Below are 15,196 nucleotides of genomic sequence, written 5' to 3'. Positions count from 1 at the left end.
CCCGGCCGCGCCGACCGGGGTCCGCGTCCTTGGGGGGCGCGTCCTGCGGGAGCGCGTCCCGCAGTCCTGTGTGTCCGAGCGCTCTGCGTCCGAGTCCCGGGTGTCCGAGCGCCGGGTGTCCGAGTCCCGAGTTCCTGGACGGTGATCAGAAGTGGAGTATGCGGTGGAGAAACCGGTGGCGGAGCGTGCCCAGGCCCCTGAGGAGAGCCGGCCGGACATTCGGGTGCTGGTCGCCGACGACCAGGCGGCGGTGCGTTCCGGTCTGGTCCTCGTCCTCCAGACCGACCCGGGCATCACGGTCGTCGGCGAGGCCGGCGACGGTGAGGCGGCGGTGCGGATGGCCGGCGAACTGAGGCCCGACGTCGTGCTGATGGATGTGCAGATGCCGCTGCTCAACGGTGTCGCCGCCACCCGCAGGATCGTCGAGCGCGGTCTCGCGGAGGTCCTGGTGCTGACCACCTTCGACCTCAACGAGTACATCTTCGGGGCGCTGCGGGCCGGGGCCGGCGGCTTCATCCTCAAGAACGCGGAACCGGCCGTCCTGGTCGGCGCCGTACGGGAGGTGGCGCACGGGGAGGGCTTCCTGACCCCGGCGATCGCCCGGCGGCTGATCTCCGAGTTCGCCCTCCAGGCGCCGTCGTCGCGGCCCTCGCTGCCGGACGGGGCCGCGCAGACCCTGGACACCCTCACCAAGCGGGAGTTGGAGGTGCTGGCCTGCATCGGGCGGGGGCTGGCCAACAGCGCCATCGCCCAGACCCTGAACCTGGCCGAGGGCACCGTCAAGACGCATACCAGCCGGATCCTGTCGAAGCTGAACCTGCGCAGCCGGGTGCAGGCGGCGATCCTGGCGCAGCAGCACGGGGTCACCCTGCGGGGGTGAGGGCCGGGCGCCGGGGCCGGACTCAGCGGGCCAGCAACCGCCGGGCGATGGCGTCGTTCTGGCGGAAGGCCACGGCGTTGGCCCGCGGGCGCGGGAACTGGGCCGGGCCGGCCACGATCCGGTCGCGGTGCACGGTGCCGTCCGCGGCGACCGGGTGCAGCTCCGCACCGGACAGCCGCGGCGGCCCGCCGTCCTCTCCGGCGGGGTCCGGTGCCAGCTCACCGCGGGCCGCAAGCGCGCGCAGCAGCGGGTCGGCGACCCGGTCCGGACCGGCGGGCGCCAGCCGGGCGTCCAGGAGGACGGCCGCCTCGTGGACGGCGCCGGGGACGGCGGGGCTGAGCGCCCGGAAGCCGGCCGGCCCGGTCTCCACGCGCATGCCGGGGCCCACGAACGTCACCACGCCCGCCTCCGCCAGCGCCAGCAGCTGCCGGGCGCGCAGCGGCGGCGGGCCCGAGCTGAGGTACGTACCGAGGGCGAAGCGGCGCAGCGCGTCGGCGACCGAGGCCTCGTCCAGGTCGCCGGAGCGCCACAGCTCCTCGACGACCTCGCCGGTCCGGCGGAGGCCGTCCACCAGGGCGAGTTCGGGGCCGGCCGCCGGTCCCGTACGGCGGCGCAGGGTCGCGGCCAGGTGGGCGCGCAGCTGCCGCTGGAGGTCGTCGCCGCCGGTGAAGCGGCGGCCGGCCAGCGGGTCGGCCAGCCGGTCGAGGTCGAGGCGGTCGGCGGGGTCGGGGACCGCCGCGCGGGCCAGTTTGGCCAGCCGGCCGGCGTCGGTGAACAGCAGGGCGTACTGGGCGTCGAAGTCCTGCCAGGTCATGCAGGTGCGATCGGGCGCGGCGGCGAACAGGGCGCGGTAGTGGTGCCAGGCCAGTTCGGCCAGCACCAGCGGCCAGACGTCGCGGCCGAAGGACGCGCCGGGGCGGGCCAGCGCGGCGCGGCAGGCGCCGGGCGTGGCGAAGCGGAGGCCGCCGTCGGGCGCCGCGGGCGCGGTGGCCGACGGCTTCGGGGGCAGCGGTACACCGCGGCGGGAGCCCGCGTACAGGCGGGGTTCGCGGCCGGACGGCAGATAGCGCAGCGAGCCGCCGGGCGCCCCGGAGAAGCGGCCGCCGCGGCCCTCCGTCAGCAGGGCCAGGCAGTCGACGAAGACCAGGCCGAGGCCGCGGACGACGACGGGCGCCCCGGCCGGTATGCGGTCCAGCGCGTCCGGGTCGGCGGGGCCGGGGCCGATCCGGGTCAGTCCGGGCGGGGCGGGGGCGGCGAGGGTGTCCACATGGCCCTGGGCGAGGACCACCCGGTCGGCGAGGACGGTCCGGCCGGAGTCGAGGACCACCCGCTGGCGTCCCGGGCGGCCGTACGGGGCGGTGCGCAACAGGTCGACGGCGCGCGCCCGGTGGACGTGCAGCCGTACCGACGCGGGCCGCGCGCCGGTCACCTCGGCGAAGAAGCTGCGCAGATAGCGGCCCTGGTCGCGGCGGGCGGCATAGGCGCCGTCGTGCAGCGGGGCGTCGAGCCACCCGGCGGTGGTGGGGCCGGGGCGCGGTGGTCCGGCGCAGGCGACGCTCTCGTCGGGGTACATGGTGACCTGGTCGGCGGCGGAGTTCATCCACAGCAGGCCCGGCTGGTCGGTGCGCCAGGTGCGGCCGGCGCCCGGCGGGTACGGGTCGACGACGTGCAGGTCCAGCGGGCGGTCGCCGTACAGGGCGGGCACGTTGGCGAGGATGCGCTCCACGATGGAGGCGCCGCGCGGGCCGCAGCCGATGACGCAGAGGGAGAGCGGTGCGCCGGTCTTCCCGCCGTGGTGCGGGTCCTTCCCCATCGCCGTCCTCCCCGTCCTCCCGTCCTGCCCTGCCTCTCGTGAACGCGCCTCCCGGACCCGATCCGGAGCGCGCGCCGGGAACCGCCCGGAAACCGCAGGAGCCCGGTGGCCCGCACCGCAGCGCGGGACCACCGGGCGCCGTGTCAGCAGCCCGTGCTGACGGTGGAGCCGAGAGCCTGGGCCTCACGCTCGGCCGGCACCTCGATGCCCTGAAGGTCCATGATGGTCATTTACGACACCTCCCTTCCGCGATTCGGTGGTGATGTGTACGGTGAGAGGTCCGGTGCTGTGCAGGCACCGGACGGCGTCAGCAACCGGTGCTGACGGTGGAGCCCAGCGCCTGGGCCTCACGCTCGGCGGGCACCTCGATGCCCTGCAGGTCCATGATCGACATATCGGAAACCTCCCTTCGATGTGTCGCAGTGGTGGTTGACCACGGTGGTGACGAGCCGTATCAGGTGCCGATGCGGGGCACCTGACGGCGCGTCAGCAGCCGGTGCTGATGGTCGAGCCCAGCGCCTGAGCCTCACGCTCGGCGGGCACCTCGATGCCCTGCAGGTCCATGATGGTCATTTACGACACCTCCCTTCCGTTGTCCGCAGTGCCCTCCGGCCCGGACGGGACGGCGGGGGTCGCGGCGCCGTGGGCGCCGCGGGCGCGCTCCGGGACGGCCGGGTGAACGGCCGCGGCGGACCGCGAGTCGGTGAGGAACGGGAGCAGCCGGGTGCCCCGTTCGGCGGCGGCGAGGGCCAGCAGTACGCCGGCCCCGCCGGTGGCCACGTCCATGGAGATCCGGGCCCGGCCGTCACAGGGGAAGACCGTCGCGCCGTTCAGCCTCATGGCGTGCTGCTGGAGATTGGCCAGATGGCGGTGGAGCTGCCGCTCGGCGTCCGCCGCGGGCAGCGGGACCCACTCGCGCAGGGCGGCGAGGGTGCCGATCAGTCCGGCGCGTCCGCCCCACAGCCCCGATTCGATGACGAAGTCGGCGGAGCAGGCCCGCAGCAGCCCGGGCAGGGCCGCACGGATCCGGGCGTCGTCGCGGTGGCCGAGGAGTTCGGCCGCCACCAGGGCGATGCCCGCGCTGCCGTTGTCCAGATAGGGCAGGAGCCGGAACCCCTCGTCGACCTGGAGCGTGTCCTGCGGTCCTGACGCACAGCGGTCGAGGTCGCGGTGGACGGCCCAGACCGCCTGGTCCAGCAGGCCGGTGTCGCCGGTGGCCTGATGGGCGCGGAGCAGGAACAGCGCCGGTCCGGACCAGCCGTACATCAGCCCGCCGGCGTGCCGGGAACCGGTCCGCCGCTGGTACTCGACCGGCTCCCGGAGGGCGTCGGCCAGCCGGTCGGTGACCCGGTCGGCCAGTCGCAGGGCCGTCGCGCGTGCCGTGTCGTCCGCCCAACGGTCCGCGAAGTGCAGCAGGTTGAGGCCGGCGCCGGACAGTCCGCGGTAGAGGCTGGGGCAGTGCCGTACGTCGAGTTGCCCGCCGGCCCGGTCCAGCGCGCGGCGCGCCCCTTCCTCGTCGCCCAGCTCCGCGAGGACGTACGCGATGCCGTGCAGCCCGTCGTAGAAGCCGATCCGCTCGGCCGGTACCCGGTCGGCGGCGGCCCGCAGCCAGGCGACGTGGTGCGCGTCGCGTTCCCCGAGCACGGTGTGCCGGGCCCACAGGACGCCGGCGGCGCCGTGCGCGAACCCCGCGCCGCCCTCGGCGAATTGGGCGAAGTCCCCGGGGTGCAGCCGGTCCGTGCGGTGCGGGGTGGCGCTGTCGCGCAGCCCGCGCCCGATGGAGGCGATCAGGTCCGGGGCCGGGAACGGGCCGGGGGCGCTGACCAGGGCGCACGGCGGGGCGCCTTCGGACGGCCCTGCCTGAGCTGCCGGGGCGAGCTGCCCGGCCAGCCGGGCCACCAGGTCCTCCGGGAGGCCGAACCGGCGGGCCGCGATGTCGAGCAGCGCGGGCGCCTTGTCGGGGGACAGGCCGCCGAGCGCGGCGAGCGGCAGGAACAGCCACAGGGCGATGGCGGCGAGTGCGTAGCGGTCGCCGTCCGCACCGGTGGCGTCGGCCCGGTGGAAGCCCGGTGCGCCGAGGCTGCTGGGGGTTGCCCGGTCGATCGCGTCGGCCACCTCGAAGTCCAGGAGGACCGGGATGTCGCCGGGCTGGATGATGAAGTTGCCCGGGTGCAGGTCGCCGATCCGGATGCCGCGTCCGTGGACCGAGGCGACCAGCGCCTCGATCCGGGCGAACAGGGCCAGCGCGCGGTCCCGGTGGGCGGCCACGGCCGCCTCGTCGGGCTCGGGCACGGTCAGCGGGTAGACGCCGGCCAGCCAGGACTGGAAGTCCTTCCCCTCGACGTCCTCCAGGACCAGGAACAGGTGGTCGCGGACCTCGAAGGTGCCGAAGGTGCGGGGGATGCCGGGCAGCCCGGCGAGCGTGGTCAGGATCCGGTGCTCGTGGGCGAGCCGGGCGACCGCGTCCCGGCCGACGCCGTCCGTACCGGAGTACGGACGGCCCTCCTTGAGGACGACGCTGCGCGCTCCCGCCCCGAGGGCGTGCTCCCCGGCCGGCTCGGCGCGGTAGACGCCGCCGCCGTGCGAGAAGTGCAGCGCTCCGGTGATCCGGTAGGGGAAGTCGTCCACGGCCTGGCGGGCGGCCAGCGAGTCCTTGAGGACGTCCGGGAGCGGGACCCAGTCGGGGGTGCGGAAGACGGGGGTGCGGCGGTCCGCCTCCAGGGTGCCGTCGGGGCGCCGCACGGCCGTGACGAGATCGCCGCCGCCCTCGGCGTCTTCCATGTACCGGGTGCGGAAGCCGCCGTAGCGGACGTACAGCGGGCCCTCGCGAAAGCGCAGGTCGGTCAGGACGTACGGTCCGGGACGGCCGCCGACGACGGCGTCCAGCCCTTCGAGGGTGCGGGCCAGGTCCGCCTCGTCCACGGGGTAGACGGTCAGCAGCTTGCCGGCGGAGGAGCGCTGGGCGTACTTGCGGCTCAGCGCGCGCAGGACGTTGGCGCTCTTGAGGTACTTGAAGAGCAGGCCGTGCCGGACGCAGTAGGCGGCGACGTCGGCGAGGGTGCGCTCGGCGTCCTCAGGGGCCGCGCTGACGTGGATCTTCCAGCCCTGGTCGGGGAGTTGGCGGTTCTCGTCCCGGGGCGGGCGGCAGAAGGACCAGGCTTCGTTCTCGTCGTACGTCCAGCCTTCGGGGAGCGGCGGAGCCGGGAAGCGGGTGGCCTCCAGGTCCCAGTTGCCGGGCCAGTCGAAGAAGGTGCGGTCGGCCAGGGCGAAGCTCTCGGCGCCGTCCCTCATGCGGCACCCCGCTCGTTCCCGGCGGACGCGGCCGTGTCGAGGAAGGCCGCGACCGCGCTGCGGCCGGTTTCCGCCAGGTGCCCGGCGAGGATCTCGCGGGCCTGGACCTTGTCGTCCTCGGTCACGAAGTCCTCCAGCCCGACGGCCAGTACGCGGTTCGTCGCGCTGGGCTTGAGCGAGGCGTAGTGCTCGTCGCGGAGGATCCCCCACACGATCGCGTCGTGGTAGGCGCCGTCGAGGTAGCAGTGGTCCCGCAGGATGCCCTCGACCACGAACTGGGTCTTGGTCATCAGCCGGATGATGCTCTTGTTGTAGGCGGCGGTGGTGACCTGGACGCGGTGCGCGTCGAGCTGGTGGAAGAGATAGTCGACGAGGAGGACCACGGCCTCCGCGCCGTAGCCGCGGCGCCAGAGTTCCGGGGTGCCGATGGCGCCGCCGACGGAGTAGCCGCCGATCCGGCCGGTGCGCTGGTAGCTGACGGTGCCGATGCGTTCGCCGTCGTGGGTGCGGATCACCATGTGGCTGACCCGCCCGGAGCGGTTGGCCTGTTCGACGTCGGCGGCGCCCAGCAGTTCCCAGTCGCCGCTCATCACGGCCGCCGGCGAGCCGGGCCGCAGCCAGGAGGCGATCGCCGCCCAGTCGTCGTCGCCGGGCCATTCCAAGGTCACCAGTCGTCCCTGCACGGTGCGTTCCCTCCTCAGCCGGTGTAGCGGGCCAGTACAAGTACGGCGTTGTGTCCGCCGAAGCCGAACGAATTGCTGAGCACCACGTCTCCGTCCCAGTCGCGGGCGCCCTTGGTGACCAGGTCGAGATCCGGTTCCCCGGGGTGGTCGCAGTTGCGGATCGGGGGGATCACCCGGTCCCGCAGCGAGAGCACCGCGGCGGCGGCCTCGGCCGCCCCGGAGGCGCCGAGCATGTGCCCGGTCATGCTCTTGACGGCGGTGACCGGGGTGCGCCGCAGGGTGTCGGGGCCCAGCACCTCGCGCAGCGCGGCGGCCTCGATGCGGTCGTTGAGGACGGTGCCGGTGCCGTGGGCGCTGATCTGCCCGACGTCCTCGGGGTCCTTGCCGGCGTCGGCGAGCGCGGCCCGCATCGCGCGGACGGCTCCGGCGCCGGTGGGGTCGGGGGCGGTGGCGTGGTGGGCGTCGGTGGTCGCGGCGTAGCCGGCCACCTCGGCGAGGATCGGGGCGCCGCGCCGCTCGGCGTGCCCGGCCTCCTCCAGCGTCACCACGGTGGCGCCGACCGCCATCACGAAGCCGTCCCGGTCCCGGTCGAAGGGCCGGCTGGCGCCTTCGGGGTCGTCGTTGCGGCGGGAGAGGGCCCTGGCGTTGGCGGTGCCGGCCAGGTCGACGGCGGTGAGCGAGTCGTCCGTGCCGCCGGCCAGCGCGATGTCGGCGCGGCCGTGCCGGATCAGCTCGGCCGCCTCCCCGATGGCCACCGCGCCGGTGGCGCAGGCCGCGGAGACCGCGTTGCTGGGGCCGGCGATGCCGTACTTGATGGACAGCAGGCTCGCCGGGTGGTCGATCGCGGTGAGCACCGAGTGGTACGGGGAGACCCGGCGCGGGCCCTGCTCCTTGAGGACGTCGTACTGCTGCTGGATCGCGGGGGCGGCACCGTAGCCGGAGCCGATCACCGCGGCGAAGCGGTACGGGTCGATGCCGTCCGGGGGTGTGAGGCCGGCGGCGCGCAGCGCCTGGGCGGCGGCGGCCACCGCGTACTGGGTGAACCGGTCGCTGCGGCGGGCCTCTTGGGGCGTGAGGGAAGCGTCGGCGGCCGGGTCGAAGTCCTTGACGTCACCCGCGATACGCACCGGCAGGCCGGAGGCGTCGAAGCGGGTCACGGCGCCGACGCCGCTGCGGCCGGCCAGGAGGGCGGCCCAGAAGTCCGCGGTGGTGTTGCCCACGGGGGACACCACGCCGCAGCCGGTGACGACGACCCGCCGCCGATCCGCTGCCCGTAACTCCATGAAACCCGCCTCCTACTTTTCTGCCCCTTGTCACGACTGGGGTGCCCTCATGACCAGAAAGATGACAGCCGAGTCAGAGGATTGTCAACGCCTCGCTCGCAGCAGAGTCAGCAGACCGAGCAGGTCAACAGGGGCAAGAACGTCGCTCACCAGCGAAAACGCCACCCTCCGCATGACTAGCAGAGTCATGAAATTTGACTGATGGGGCGCCAGACAAGCGCGGTGCGCCGGCTGCCGCCACCGTCGCGCCCCGTGTCCGCTCCCGTGCGCCGGGCCGCGGGTAGGGGTCCGGCGTACATAGAAAGTGACAGGAGGCGCCGGGGAAAGTGCCTACCTGCGGATGATCCGGACCGGCGGGCCGGGCGGGACGCTGGAGCGGTCAACCAGCTCCGGCACCACCAACGAGGGACGAGGGAACTCATGAAGGGTATTGCCGTAGGCATTTTTCTGGCGATCGTCGGCGTCATCCTGTGGCTCACCACAAAGGAAGTGGAGACGCCGGTCATCTCACTTCACAAGGCCGGACTCGTCCTGGCCATCGTCGGCGGCGCGGAGGCGCTCTTCGCGCTCCTGGGGCTGGGGAAGAAGTCGAATAAATAGCGTCGCATTTACGGCATTTGTGGCACGGCCAACGCTTTTGGCAGTTCCCGCTCCGACGCCCGCCCGGGTGGACCGCACGTCTCCCCGGCGGGCGTCAGTTCCGCTTTTCGAGGAGTTCGGTGAGCCGTTCCCGGGCCCGGTCGGCGTGCCGGTACGCCTGGGCGCGCCGGAACAGCTCGGCGGAATACCGGAAGTAACCGGCCGCCTTTTCCCGGTCCCCGATCCGCTCGTGTGCCGCCGCGATCTCCAGGAGCGCGGCGGCTTTCTCGTGGCTGCGGCCGGTGTCGGGCAGCGCGGCCAGCTCAGTACCCAGCGACCGGACCCGCGCCGGATCGCCGGCGGCCTCCGCGCAGACCGCCTCGGCGGTCATCAGCCAGAGCGGGAAGTCCGGTTCCTGCGCCACGGAGGCGACCACCAGCCCGCGCTCCACGATGCTGCGCGCGGCGCTCCGCTCGCCGCGGCCGAGCAGCAGCAGCGCGTAACGGCCGTTGATCTTCTCCCAGAGCCGGAATCCGGCGGCCGGGGTGACCCGGCGCACGGTGTCGGCCAGCAGCTCCGCCGCCCGGTCCGCCGCGCCGCGGTCCCACAGGTCCAGCGCCCGGTGCAGCTCGATACTGGCGCGCGGCCCGGGCAGCACCCCGTGCGCGGGCGGCCGGCCGCGGTCGGTGGCCGGCGCCCAGTGGGCGCAGCCGCTCCAGTAGGCGCAGCGGGTCAGGACGTCGAGGACCAGCAGCGAGTGGAAGCCGGTGCCGGGGGCCCGGTCGGACTCCAGCGAGCCGGTCAGCGCGTAGCGGAGCCCGTCCTGGACCCGGCCGGCCGACTCCAGCAGGTCGGCGAGCGCGATCAGCGCGCGCAGCCGGGCCTCGGCGTACGGCGCGGCGGCGAGCGCGTCCAGCATCCGCAGCAGGACGGCCGCGCCTTCGTCGGCGCGGCCCAGTGACCCCAGTATTTCGGCAATGGCGAGCTGCGCCTCGGTATATACGTCGTCCTGCCGGCCGGCCGATTCGGTCTCGGCCAGCGCGCGGAATTCCCGGAGCGCACCCTCGGCATCGCCGCCCTCCCATTGGCGGCGGGCCGCGACCAATCGACCGACCAGATCCAGCCTGCGGACCCGGCCGGTGGATTCGGCCGACTCGGCGCCGCCGGATATTTCCGTCACGCCGACCCCGAGGCGTTCGGCCAGGATCTTGAGGGCCCGGCCGCTGGGAATGCGCTTCCCGCGTTCGACAAGGGAGATGTAGCTGGAGGACATGTCGGATCCGGCGAGATCGTGCTGGGTCATTCCCGCGCCGACCCGGAGCTCTTTGATTCGCCTCCCGGTGTCCGCCAGCTCAGGCATTCGACAAATCCTCCGGATTCGAACGGTTTGATGACTGTGGTCGGCGACTGTGGTCGGCTAGACAAATCCCGAGTCACAATGAGCGCAGGCTACTTTACCAAGCAGTCAAGAAGAAGTCGACATCCTTTTTACTTTCTTCACTCGACTTCACACAGGACTTCACCAAGCCATGACGAGATCATTTCGCAGGCCCCGGATCAATGGTGCGCACAACCAATACGGGGAGCGGCGGGGAGCGGCGCGCGGACCTGACGCAACGCCCGCCCGTCCGCCGGAACCGGACGAGGGATAGGCCGAACCGGGTGCCCGCAACCGCCGCCTGCACCTTTCGATGTAGTACCGCACGCCGATGTCCGCACCCCCTGTGACGTGGTCGGATGAGACCGCGCGGGGGCATCGCGGCGCCCGCATCACTACCGCCCGACCAGCGGAGGCCCCTCCCATGACGCAGCCCCAACGCCCCGATCTGCACAAGGAGTCGGCGCCGTCGCCGACCGCGCCCCGGCAGCCCTCGGTGCTCGCCTCGGACGCCGAGCGCGAGGACATGATCGAGCGGCTGCGGGAAGCCACCGTGGAAGGCCGGCTGACGCTGGAGGAACTGGCCGAGCGCTACGAGGCGGCCTATCTGGCCCGTACGCGTGAGGAGTTGGCGTCGGTCGGCGAGGATCTGCCCGCCGCCGCACCGCCGCCCTCGCCGGCTACCGCCGGACAGCGGGTGTTCAAGGCGGTGTTCGGCGATCTGACACTGAGCAGCCCCGCCCTGGAGAACGGCATCGAGGCCACCGCCGTCTTCGGCGATCTGACCCTCGACCTGTGCTCCTCCCCGGCCCCGTCGACCGGCGAACTGACCATCTCGGCCCGCGCGGTGCTCGGCGATGTGCACCTGCTCCTCCCCGAGGGCGTCCGGGTCGAGCTGAACTGCAGCAAGCTCTTCGGCGATTTGCGCGATCTGACCCGGGCGCACTCCGGCCCGGAGTCCGTCACCCCGCTGGTGCGCATCACCGGCTCCGCGGTCTTCGGCGACATCGTCGTCGCCCATCCCAGCAGCGACCGGCGCACGTACTGGCAGAAGTGGCTCGACGAGCGCCGGCGCGGGGCCTGAGCCACCGGCCGCCGGATCGAGGGAGGAGCAGCGATGACGTCGTACGAGGCCCCGCCGCACCCCGCGCCCGCCGCGCTCCGTCGCGACGAGGGGCGGATCGCGGTGCGGTCCCATCTGCGGCACACCGGCGCGCTGGTCCGCCGCAACCTCCTGCAGATCCGGCAGAACCCGGAGTCGATGACCGACGCGCTGCTGATGCCGGTCGTGCTGACGCTGCTGTTCGTCTTCGTCTTCGGCGGCGTGCTCGGCGCCGGCGGCGACCGCACCCGGTACCTGGGGTTCCTGGTGCCGGGCCTGATGGTGATCCTGGGGATGACCATCGCGATGGCGGTCGGCACGGGCGTCAACGACGACTTCCGCACGGGCCTGATGGACCGTTTCCGCACCCTGCCCATCGCGCGCTCCTCGGTGCTGATCGCCAAGGTCGTGGTGGAGACCGGCCGGATGCTGGTCGCCATCGCGGTCCTGCTGGCCGTCGCCGCGCTGCTCGGCTTCGACGTCGCAGGGCGCTGGCCCGGCCTGCTGGCCGCGACCGGGCTGACCGCCGTGTTCGGCACGTCCCTGGTGTGGACCTTCATGCTCCTGGGGCTGACGCTGCGCAGCGCCCAGGCCGTGCAGGGGCTGTCGGTGGTGGTCCTGACGCCGCTTCAGTTCGGGTCCTCGATCTTCGTGTCGCCGGCGACGATGCCGCACTGGCTCGAAAGCCTCACCCGCCTCAACCCCCTGACCCACATGGCCGACGCGGCCCGCGGACTGGCCCTGGGCGAGGGCCCGGTGGCCGGCCCGGTGACCTGGACGGTGCTGTGGTCGGTGGGCCTGACGGCGGTCACCGCCCCGATCGCCCTCGCGAAGTTCGCCAGGAAGACCTGACCCCGGACCCGTACGGAGCGGCGGCAACCACCCCCGGCACGCCGCGGCGCGGCCCCCTCCGTACGAAGAAGACGTGCCCCGCCCCCGTCCGGCTTCCCCCGTGGCCGGCAGGGGCGGGGCACGCACAAGGCCCGGCGGTGTACGACGTGGACGACGTACACCGCCGGGCCACAGCACGGCGGTCGCGGCGGGCGCACGCTCCCGGCGGCGCCCGCCGCCGCGCTCACCCGCCGTGCGGATCCTCCTCGGCGCCCTCCCGCTCCGGGAAGTCGCCCGCCGAACCGGCCATCCCCGGCGGGGTGTCGGCCAGCGAGACCGCCACCTCCACCACCGAGGCGGTACCGCCGGCGACCTCCTGCCAGGCGGCGGCCAGCGCCGCGTCCAGCGCGTCGGCGTCGGTCACCCGCCGGTAGCCCAGCCCGTACGCGGCAGCCAGGCCCTCGGTGCCCGTGGGGCGCGCCGCGGTGAAGGCGAACCGCGAGCCCGCGCCGGAGACCCGGTCCAGGTTGGACTGGAGCCAGCCGTAGCCCCCGTTGTCGAGCACGACGTAGAGGACGGCGACCCGTGCGTCGGCGACGGACGGCAGCTCGGCCCGGAAGAGGTGGAACGCGCCGTCGCCGACCAGCGCCACCACGGGGCGCCCGGCGGGCCCGGCAAGCCGGACGCCGACAGCGGCGGCGGCGCCGAAGCCCAGCGGTGTCTGCTCGCTGGGCACCACCGACCCGCCGCCCGCACCGAGCGTCCAGTGGGGGAAGTAGTAGGACCACATGTCCTGGAGGCCGTTCTCCTGGACGAGCACCCGGTCCGCGGGGACCGCGCGGTCCAGGGAGGACAGCACCCGCGCCACCGGCACGGTGCCCTCGGGCGCCGCCTGCTCCGCCTCGGCGGCGCGGTCCGCGGCCCGCCGGGCCAGTCCGGCCCGTACCTCCCGGACCCGGTCCGGCCACCCGGTGCCCGCCTCGTGGCCGGCGAGCAGGTCGTGCCAGCCGTCGACGATCCGCCCGGCGTCCCCGAGGACGTACGCCCCGGGCCGCTCCATGGACAGCCCGTCCTCGCCCAATACGGCCTGGACGACGGGTGGTTCACCCGCCTCCGCGTCCGGCCAGCCGAACGTCGCGGTCTCCTCCAGCCGGCTGCCCAGCGCGACGACCAGATCCGCCTCGCGCCACAGCGCGTCCGCGGGAGCGACCGTGTACAGGCCGCTGACGCCGCAGTACAGGGGATGGTCCTCGGCGACCGCGCCGCGGCCCGAGGCGGTGCAGAAGACGCCCGCGCCCAGCCGCTCGGCCAGCCGCTCGATCCGGCGGCCGGTGTTGCGGTGCCGGGCGCCGCCGCCGACCAGCAGCAGCGGGCGCCGGGCCGCGGCGATCCGGCGCGCGGTGGCGGCCAGCGCGTCGGGGTCGGGCGCCAACCGTTGCGGCGCGGCGTTGCGCCAGGGCCCGGTACGGGTCACCGGCCGGTCCGCCAGCTGTTCGGCGAGTTCGACGTAGACCGGGCCGGGGGTGCCGTTGACGGCGAGCGCGACGGCCTTCTCCAGGGTGCCGGGCAGCCGGTCGGGCTCGTCGACGCGGGCCGCCCACTTGACGTACGGGCGGACCGCGGTGAGCTGGTCCAGCTCCTGGAACGCGCCGGTGCCGAGCCGGTCGAGCCGGGTGCCGTCGGCGATCAGGAGCAGCGGGGCGGCGGCCGAGCGCGCCTCCAGGACGCCGGTGAGCGCATTGGTCAGCGCCGGGCCCTTGCCGATCACGCACACCCCGGGGCGGCCGGCGGCGAGCGCGTAACCGGTCGCCATGAAGACGGCGTTGCGCTGGTCCCGGCAGAGGACGACGGAGGTGTCGGCACGCTCCAGTTCACCGAGCGGCGCCATGTCGTCCCCGGGGAGCCCGAACACCGCGCCGGTGCCCAGGTGGCGCAGGTGGTCGGCGACGGCCGCCCAGGCGCTGGGGTAGGTCCGCGGGGTCACCGGGCGGCTCCCGGGCGGTGCGCGGCGACGGCCTGCGAGATCAGCACCGGCTCGGCGCGCAGCTCCTGGCCGTCGGAGATGTAGTTGGCCATCCGGCCGTAGCCGCCGAAGGGCGCGTTGCCGTTGTCGATGGACAGCAGCGTGGTGTCGACGGTGACGGTGGTCCGCCGGCGCAGCGCCGCGACCAGTTCGGGGGCGTCGCCGTAGACGCTGGAGCCCAGGGCGCGTTCGGTGAACATGCCGGTGGTCAGGGTCGCGGCCAGGGCGTCCTGGTCGCGGTAGCCGGCCACGTTGAAGATCGGCGCGAAGAACTCCGGTACGTGCGTGCGCGGGCTCACCTCCTCGCCGACGACGACCGTGGGGTCTACCCGCCGGGTGCGGAAGTCGACATGCCCGCCGTGCACGATGCCGGCCCGGTTGCGGGCGAGGAACTGGGCCGCCTCCTCCAACGCGTCCTCGTAGAAGATCGGCCCGAAGTCGGCGTCCGGGTCGGAGTACGGGCCGTAGCGCAGCCCCTTCAGCTCGCCGACGAGGGCGTCCACGAACGGGCCGAGCAGCGACTCGTGGACCGTGAACAGATCGGGGCCCAGGCAGTCCTGACCGGTGTTCAGCACCCGGATGGCGATCGCGTCCCGGGCGGCCTGCGCGACATCGGCCCCGGGGGCGACGACGAACGGGTTGACGCCCGATCCGAGGAAGAGGAAGAGCTGCCCGGGGGAGAGCTGGCCGCGGATCTGCTCGGCGTTGCGGTAGGCGCCGGTGAACACCACGACGTCGGCGGGCAGCACCTCCTCCCGCAGGAACTCCCGCTGGCTGGCGCCGCTGAGGGTGATCGGCAGCCGGTGCCGCTCGGCGAGCAGCGCGTGCAGCCGCCGCATCTGGTCCTTGACCCGGCTGGAGGGGCGGAAGACCAGCTCGTCGGTGTAGAGCGCGGGGACGAGGAGGTAGAGGGCGTAGGAGTAGAGGATGACGTTCGACGGCATGAACGCGGCGAGCCGCGGCACCCGGCCGGGCCGGTGGGCGGCCACCTCGTCCAGGGCCCCGTCGAGGGTGGCGATGGTCGACTCGATCTCGTAGCGCGCGGCGCGGTGGGTGGAGATCTCGCACAGCAGCTCGTGCACGACGCCGCCGTCCGCCGCCAGGAAGTCCCGGACCCGGCGTAACGCCGCCGCCCGCAGGCGCGCGCTGCCGCCTTCGGCACCGCCCTCACCACGGCCTTCGGTGCGGTCGTCCTCCTTCGGCTCGGCGGCCACGGTCGGCCATGCGGGAGCGGAGCTCATGTGTCCCTCCTCGGGGCGTAGTCCATGGAGGGTCAGCGTCAGCCAATTGTCATTTATTGTCAAGCAGAGTCATTGCCGGCAACGAGAGAACA

General features: G+C 73.8%; 14 protein-coding genes. 4 read left to right on the top strand and 10 right to left on the bottom strand.

All coding sequences use genetic code 11. The annotated features are described in order from the left end of the window. The first annotated feature begins 175 nt into the window (after positions 1–175). Positions 176–880, top strand: coding sequence for a response regulator (locus tag GR130_RS00745; protein ID WP_236572628.1), 705 nt, complete (start codon positions 176–178; stop codon positions 878–880). A gap of 22 nt (positions 881–902) precedes the next feature. Here the strand turns inward: GR130_RS00745 and GR130_RS00740 are convergent, their stop codons facing one another. The 7 genes from GR130_RS00740 to GR130_RS00725 form a co-directional block, all read right to left on the bottom strand. Beyond that, on the bottom strand, positions 903–2,693 hold the full coding sequence (locus GR130_RS00740; RefSeq protein ID WP_159502927.1) for an FAD/NAD(P)-binding protein: 1,791 nt from the start codon (positions 2,691–2,693) through the stop codon (positions 903–905). 143 nt (positions 2,694–2,836) lie between these two features. Beyond that, positions 2,837–2,914: a class III lanthipeptide gene (locus tag GR130_RS41740; RefSeq protein WP_373299802.1), complete on the bottom strand. Its 78-nt coding sequence runs from the start codon at positions 2,912–2,914 to the stop codon at positions 2,837–2,839. 86 nt (positions 2,915–3,000) lie between these two features. Further along, a complete protein-coding gene (locus GR130_RS41735) occupies positions 3,001–3,078 on the bottom strand; it encodes a class III lanthipeptide (RefSeq protein WP_373299802.1) in 78 nt (25 codons plus the stop codon). 101 nt (positions 3,079–3,179) lie between these two features. Then, positions 3,180–3,257 carry a class III lanthipeptide gene (locus tag GR130_RS41730; protein ID WP_373299803.1) on the bottom strand — a complete coding sequence of 26 codons (78 nt, stop codon included), beginning with the start codon at positions 3,255–3,257 and terminating at the stop codon, positions 3,180–3,182. Between the two features lie 9 nt (positions 3,258–3,266). Next, the gene (gene lanKC, locus GR130_RS00735; protein WP_159502926.1) at positions 3,267–5,984 is read right to left on the bottom strand and encodes a class III lanthionine synthetase LanKC; all 2,718 of its coding nucleotides are present in this window, start codon (positions 5,982–5,984) and stop codon (positions 3,267–3,269) included. After that, a complete protein-coding gene (locus GR130_RS00730; RefSeq protein WP_159502925.1) occupies positions 5,981–6,667 on the bottom strand; it encodes a GNAT family N-acetyltransferase in 687 nt (228 codons plus the stop codon). The genes lanKC and GR130_RS00730 overlap by 4 nt, the downstream gene beginning before the upstream one ends. Before the next feature lie 14 nt (positions 6,668–6,681). Next, on the bottom strand, positions 6,682–7,950 hold the full coding sequence (locus tag GR130_RS00725; RefSeq protein ID WP_159502924.1) for a beta-ketoacyl-[acyl-carrier-protein] synthase family protein: 1,269 nt from the start codon (positions 7,948–7,950) through the stop codon (positions 6,682–6,684). A gap of 420 nt (positions 7,951–8,370) precedes the next feature. Between GR130_RS00725 and GR130_RS00720 the strand changes: the two genes are divergently transcribed. Next, entirely contained in the window at positions 8,371–8,550 is a 180-nt protein-coding gene (locus tag GR130_RS00720; protein ID WP_043270175.1) for a DUF5708 family protein, read from the top strand. Between the two features lie 94 nt (positions 8,551–8,644). On the opposite strand, the gene GR130_RS00715 is transcribed toward GR130_RS00720, so the two are convergent. Further along, a complete protein-coding gene (locus tag GR130_RS00715; RefSeq protein ID WP_159502923.1) occupies positions 8,645–9,889 on the bottom strand; it encodes a helix-turn-helix domain-containing protein in 1,245 nt (414 codons plus the stop codon). 442 nt (positions 9,890–10,331) lie between these two features. Between GR130_RS00715 and GR130_RS00710 the strand changes: the two genes are divergently transcribed. Together GR130_RS00710 and GR130_RS00705 are read left to right on the top strand one after the other, a co-directional pair. After that, positions 10,332–10,991, top strand: coding sequence for a DUF1707 SHOCT-like domain-containing protein (locus tag GR130_RS00710; RefSeq protein ID WP_159502922.1), 660 nt, complete (start codon positions 10,332–10,334; stop codon positions 10,989–10,991). Between the two features lie 33 nt (positions 10,992–11,024). Continuing rightward, complete coding sequence (locus GR130_RS00705; protein WP_159502921.1) at positions 11,025–11,861, top strand: ABC transporter permease; 837 nt, start codon at positions 11,025–11,027, stop codon at positions 11,859–11,861. A 223-nt stretch (positions 11,862–12,084) separates the two neighbouring features. On the opposite strand, the gene GR130_RS00700 is transcribed toward GR130_RS00705, so the two are convergent. Together GR130_RS00700 and GR130_RS00695 are read right to left on the bottom strand one after the other, a co-directional pair. Continuing rightward, positions 12,085–13,824 carry a thiamine pyrophosphate-binding protein gene (locus tag GR130_RS00700; RefSeq protein WP_159502920.1) on the bottom strand — a complete coding sequence of 580 codons (1,740 nt, stop codon included), beginning with the start codon at positions 13,822–13,824 and terminating at the stop codon, positions 12,085–12,087. Next, a complete protein-coding gene (locus GR130_RS00695) occupies positions 13,821–15,104 on the bottom strand; it encodes an aldehyde dehydrogenase family protein (protein WP_159502919.1) in 1,284 nt (427 codons plus the stop codon). Before GR130_RS00695 ends, GR130_RS00700 begins: the two co-directional genes overlap by 4 nt. Between the last annotated feature and the right edge of the window lie 92 nt (positions 15,105–15,196).

The sequence above is a fragment of the Streptomyces sp. GS7 genome (genome assembly GCF_009834125.1).
Taxonomy (GTDB): domain Bacteria; phylum Actinomycetota; class Actinomycetes; order Streptomycetales; family Streptomycetaceae; genus Streptomyces.
Note: the sequence above shows the minus strand (reverse complement) of the source record. Positions and strands in the feature narration are given on the sequence as shown.

Bases quoted from the DNA above. Each gene is read 5' to 3' on its own strand.
- GR130_RS00740 (WP_159502927.1), bottom strand. From the start codon at position 2,693: ATGGGGAAGGACCCGCACCACGGCGGGAAGACCGGCGCACCGCTCTCC.
- GR130_RS41740 (WP_373299802.1), bottom strand. From the start codon at position 2,914: ATGGACCTTCAGGGCATCGAGGTGCCGGCCGAGCGTGAGGCCCAGGCT.
- GR130_RS41735 (WP_373299802.1), bottom strand. From the start codon at position 3,078: ATGGACCTGCAGGGCATCGAGGTGCCCGCCGAGCGTGAGGCCCAGGCG.
- GR130_RS41730 (WP_373299803.1), bottom strand. From the start codon at position 3,257: ATGGACCTGCAGGGCATCGAGGTGCCCGCCGAGCGTGAGGCTCAGGCG.
- lanKC (WP_159502926.1), bottom strand. From the start codon at position 5,984: ATGAGGGACGGCGCCGAGAGCTTCGCCCTGGCCGACCGCACCTTCTTC.
- GR130_RS00725 (WP_159502924.1), bottom strand. From the start codon at position 7,950: ATGGAGTTACGGGCAGCGGATCGGCGGCGGGTCGTCGTCACCGGCTGC.
- GR130_RS00720 (WP_043270175.1), top strand. From the start codon at position 8,371: ATGAAGGGTATTGCCGTAGGCATTTTTCTGGCGATCGTCGGCGTCATC.
- GR130_RS00715 (WP_159502923.1), bottom strand. From the start codon at position 9,889: ATGCCTGAGCTGGCGGACACCGGGAGGCGAATCAAAGAGCTCCGGGTC.
- GR130_RS00710 (WP_159502922.1), top strand. From the start codon at position 10,332: ATGACGCAGCCCCAACGCCCCGATCTGCACAAGGAGTCGGCGCCGTCG.
- GR130_RS00705 (WP_159502921.1), top strand. From the start codon at position 11,025: ATGACGTCGTACGAGGCCCCGCCGCACCCCGCGCCCGCCGCGCTCCGT.
- GR130_RS00695 (WP_159502919.1), bottom strand. From the start codon at position 15,104: ATGAGCTCCGCTCCCGCATGGCCGACCGTGGCCGCCGAGCCGAAGGAG.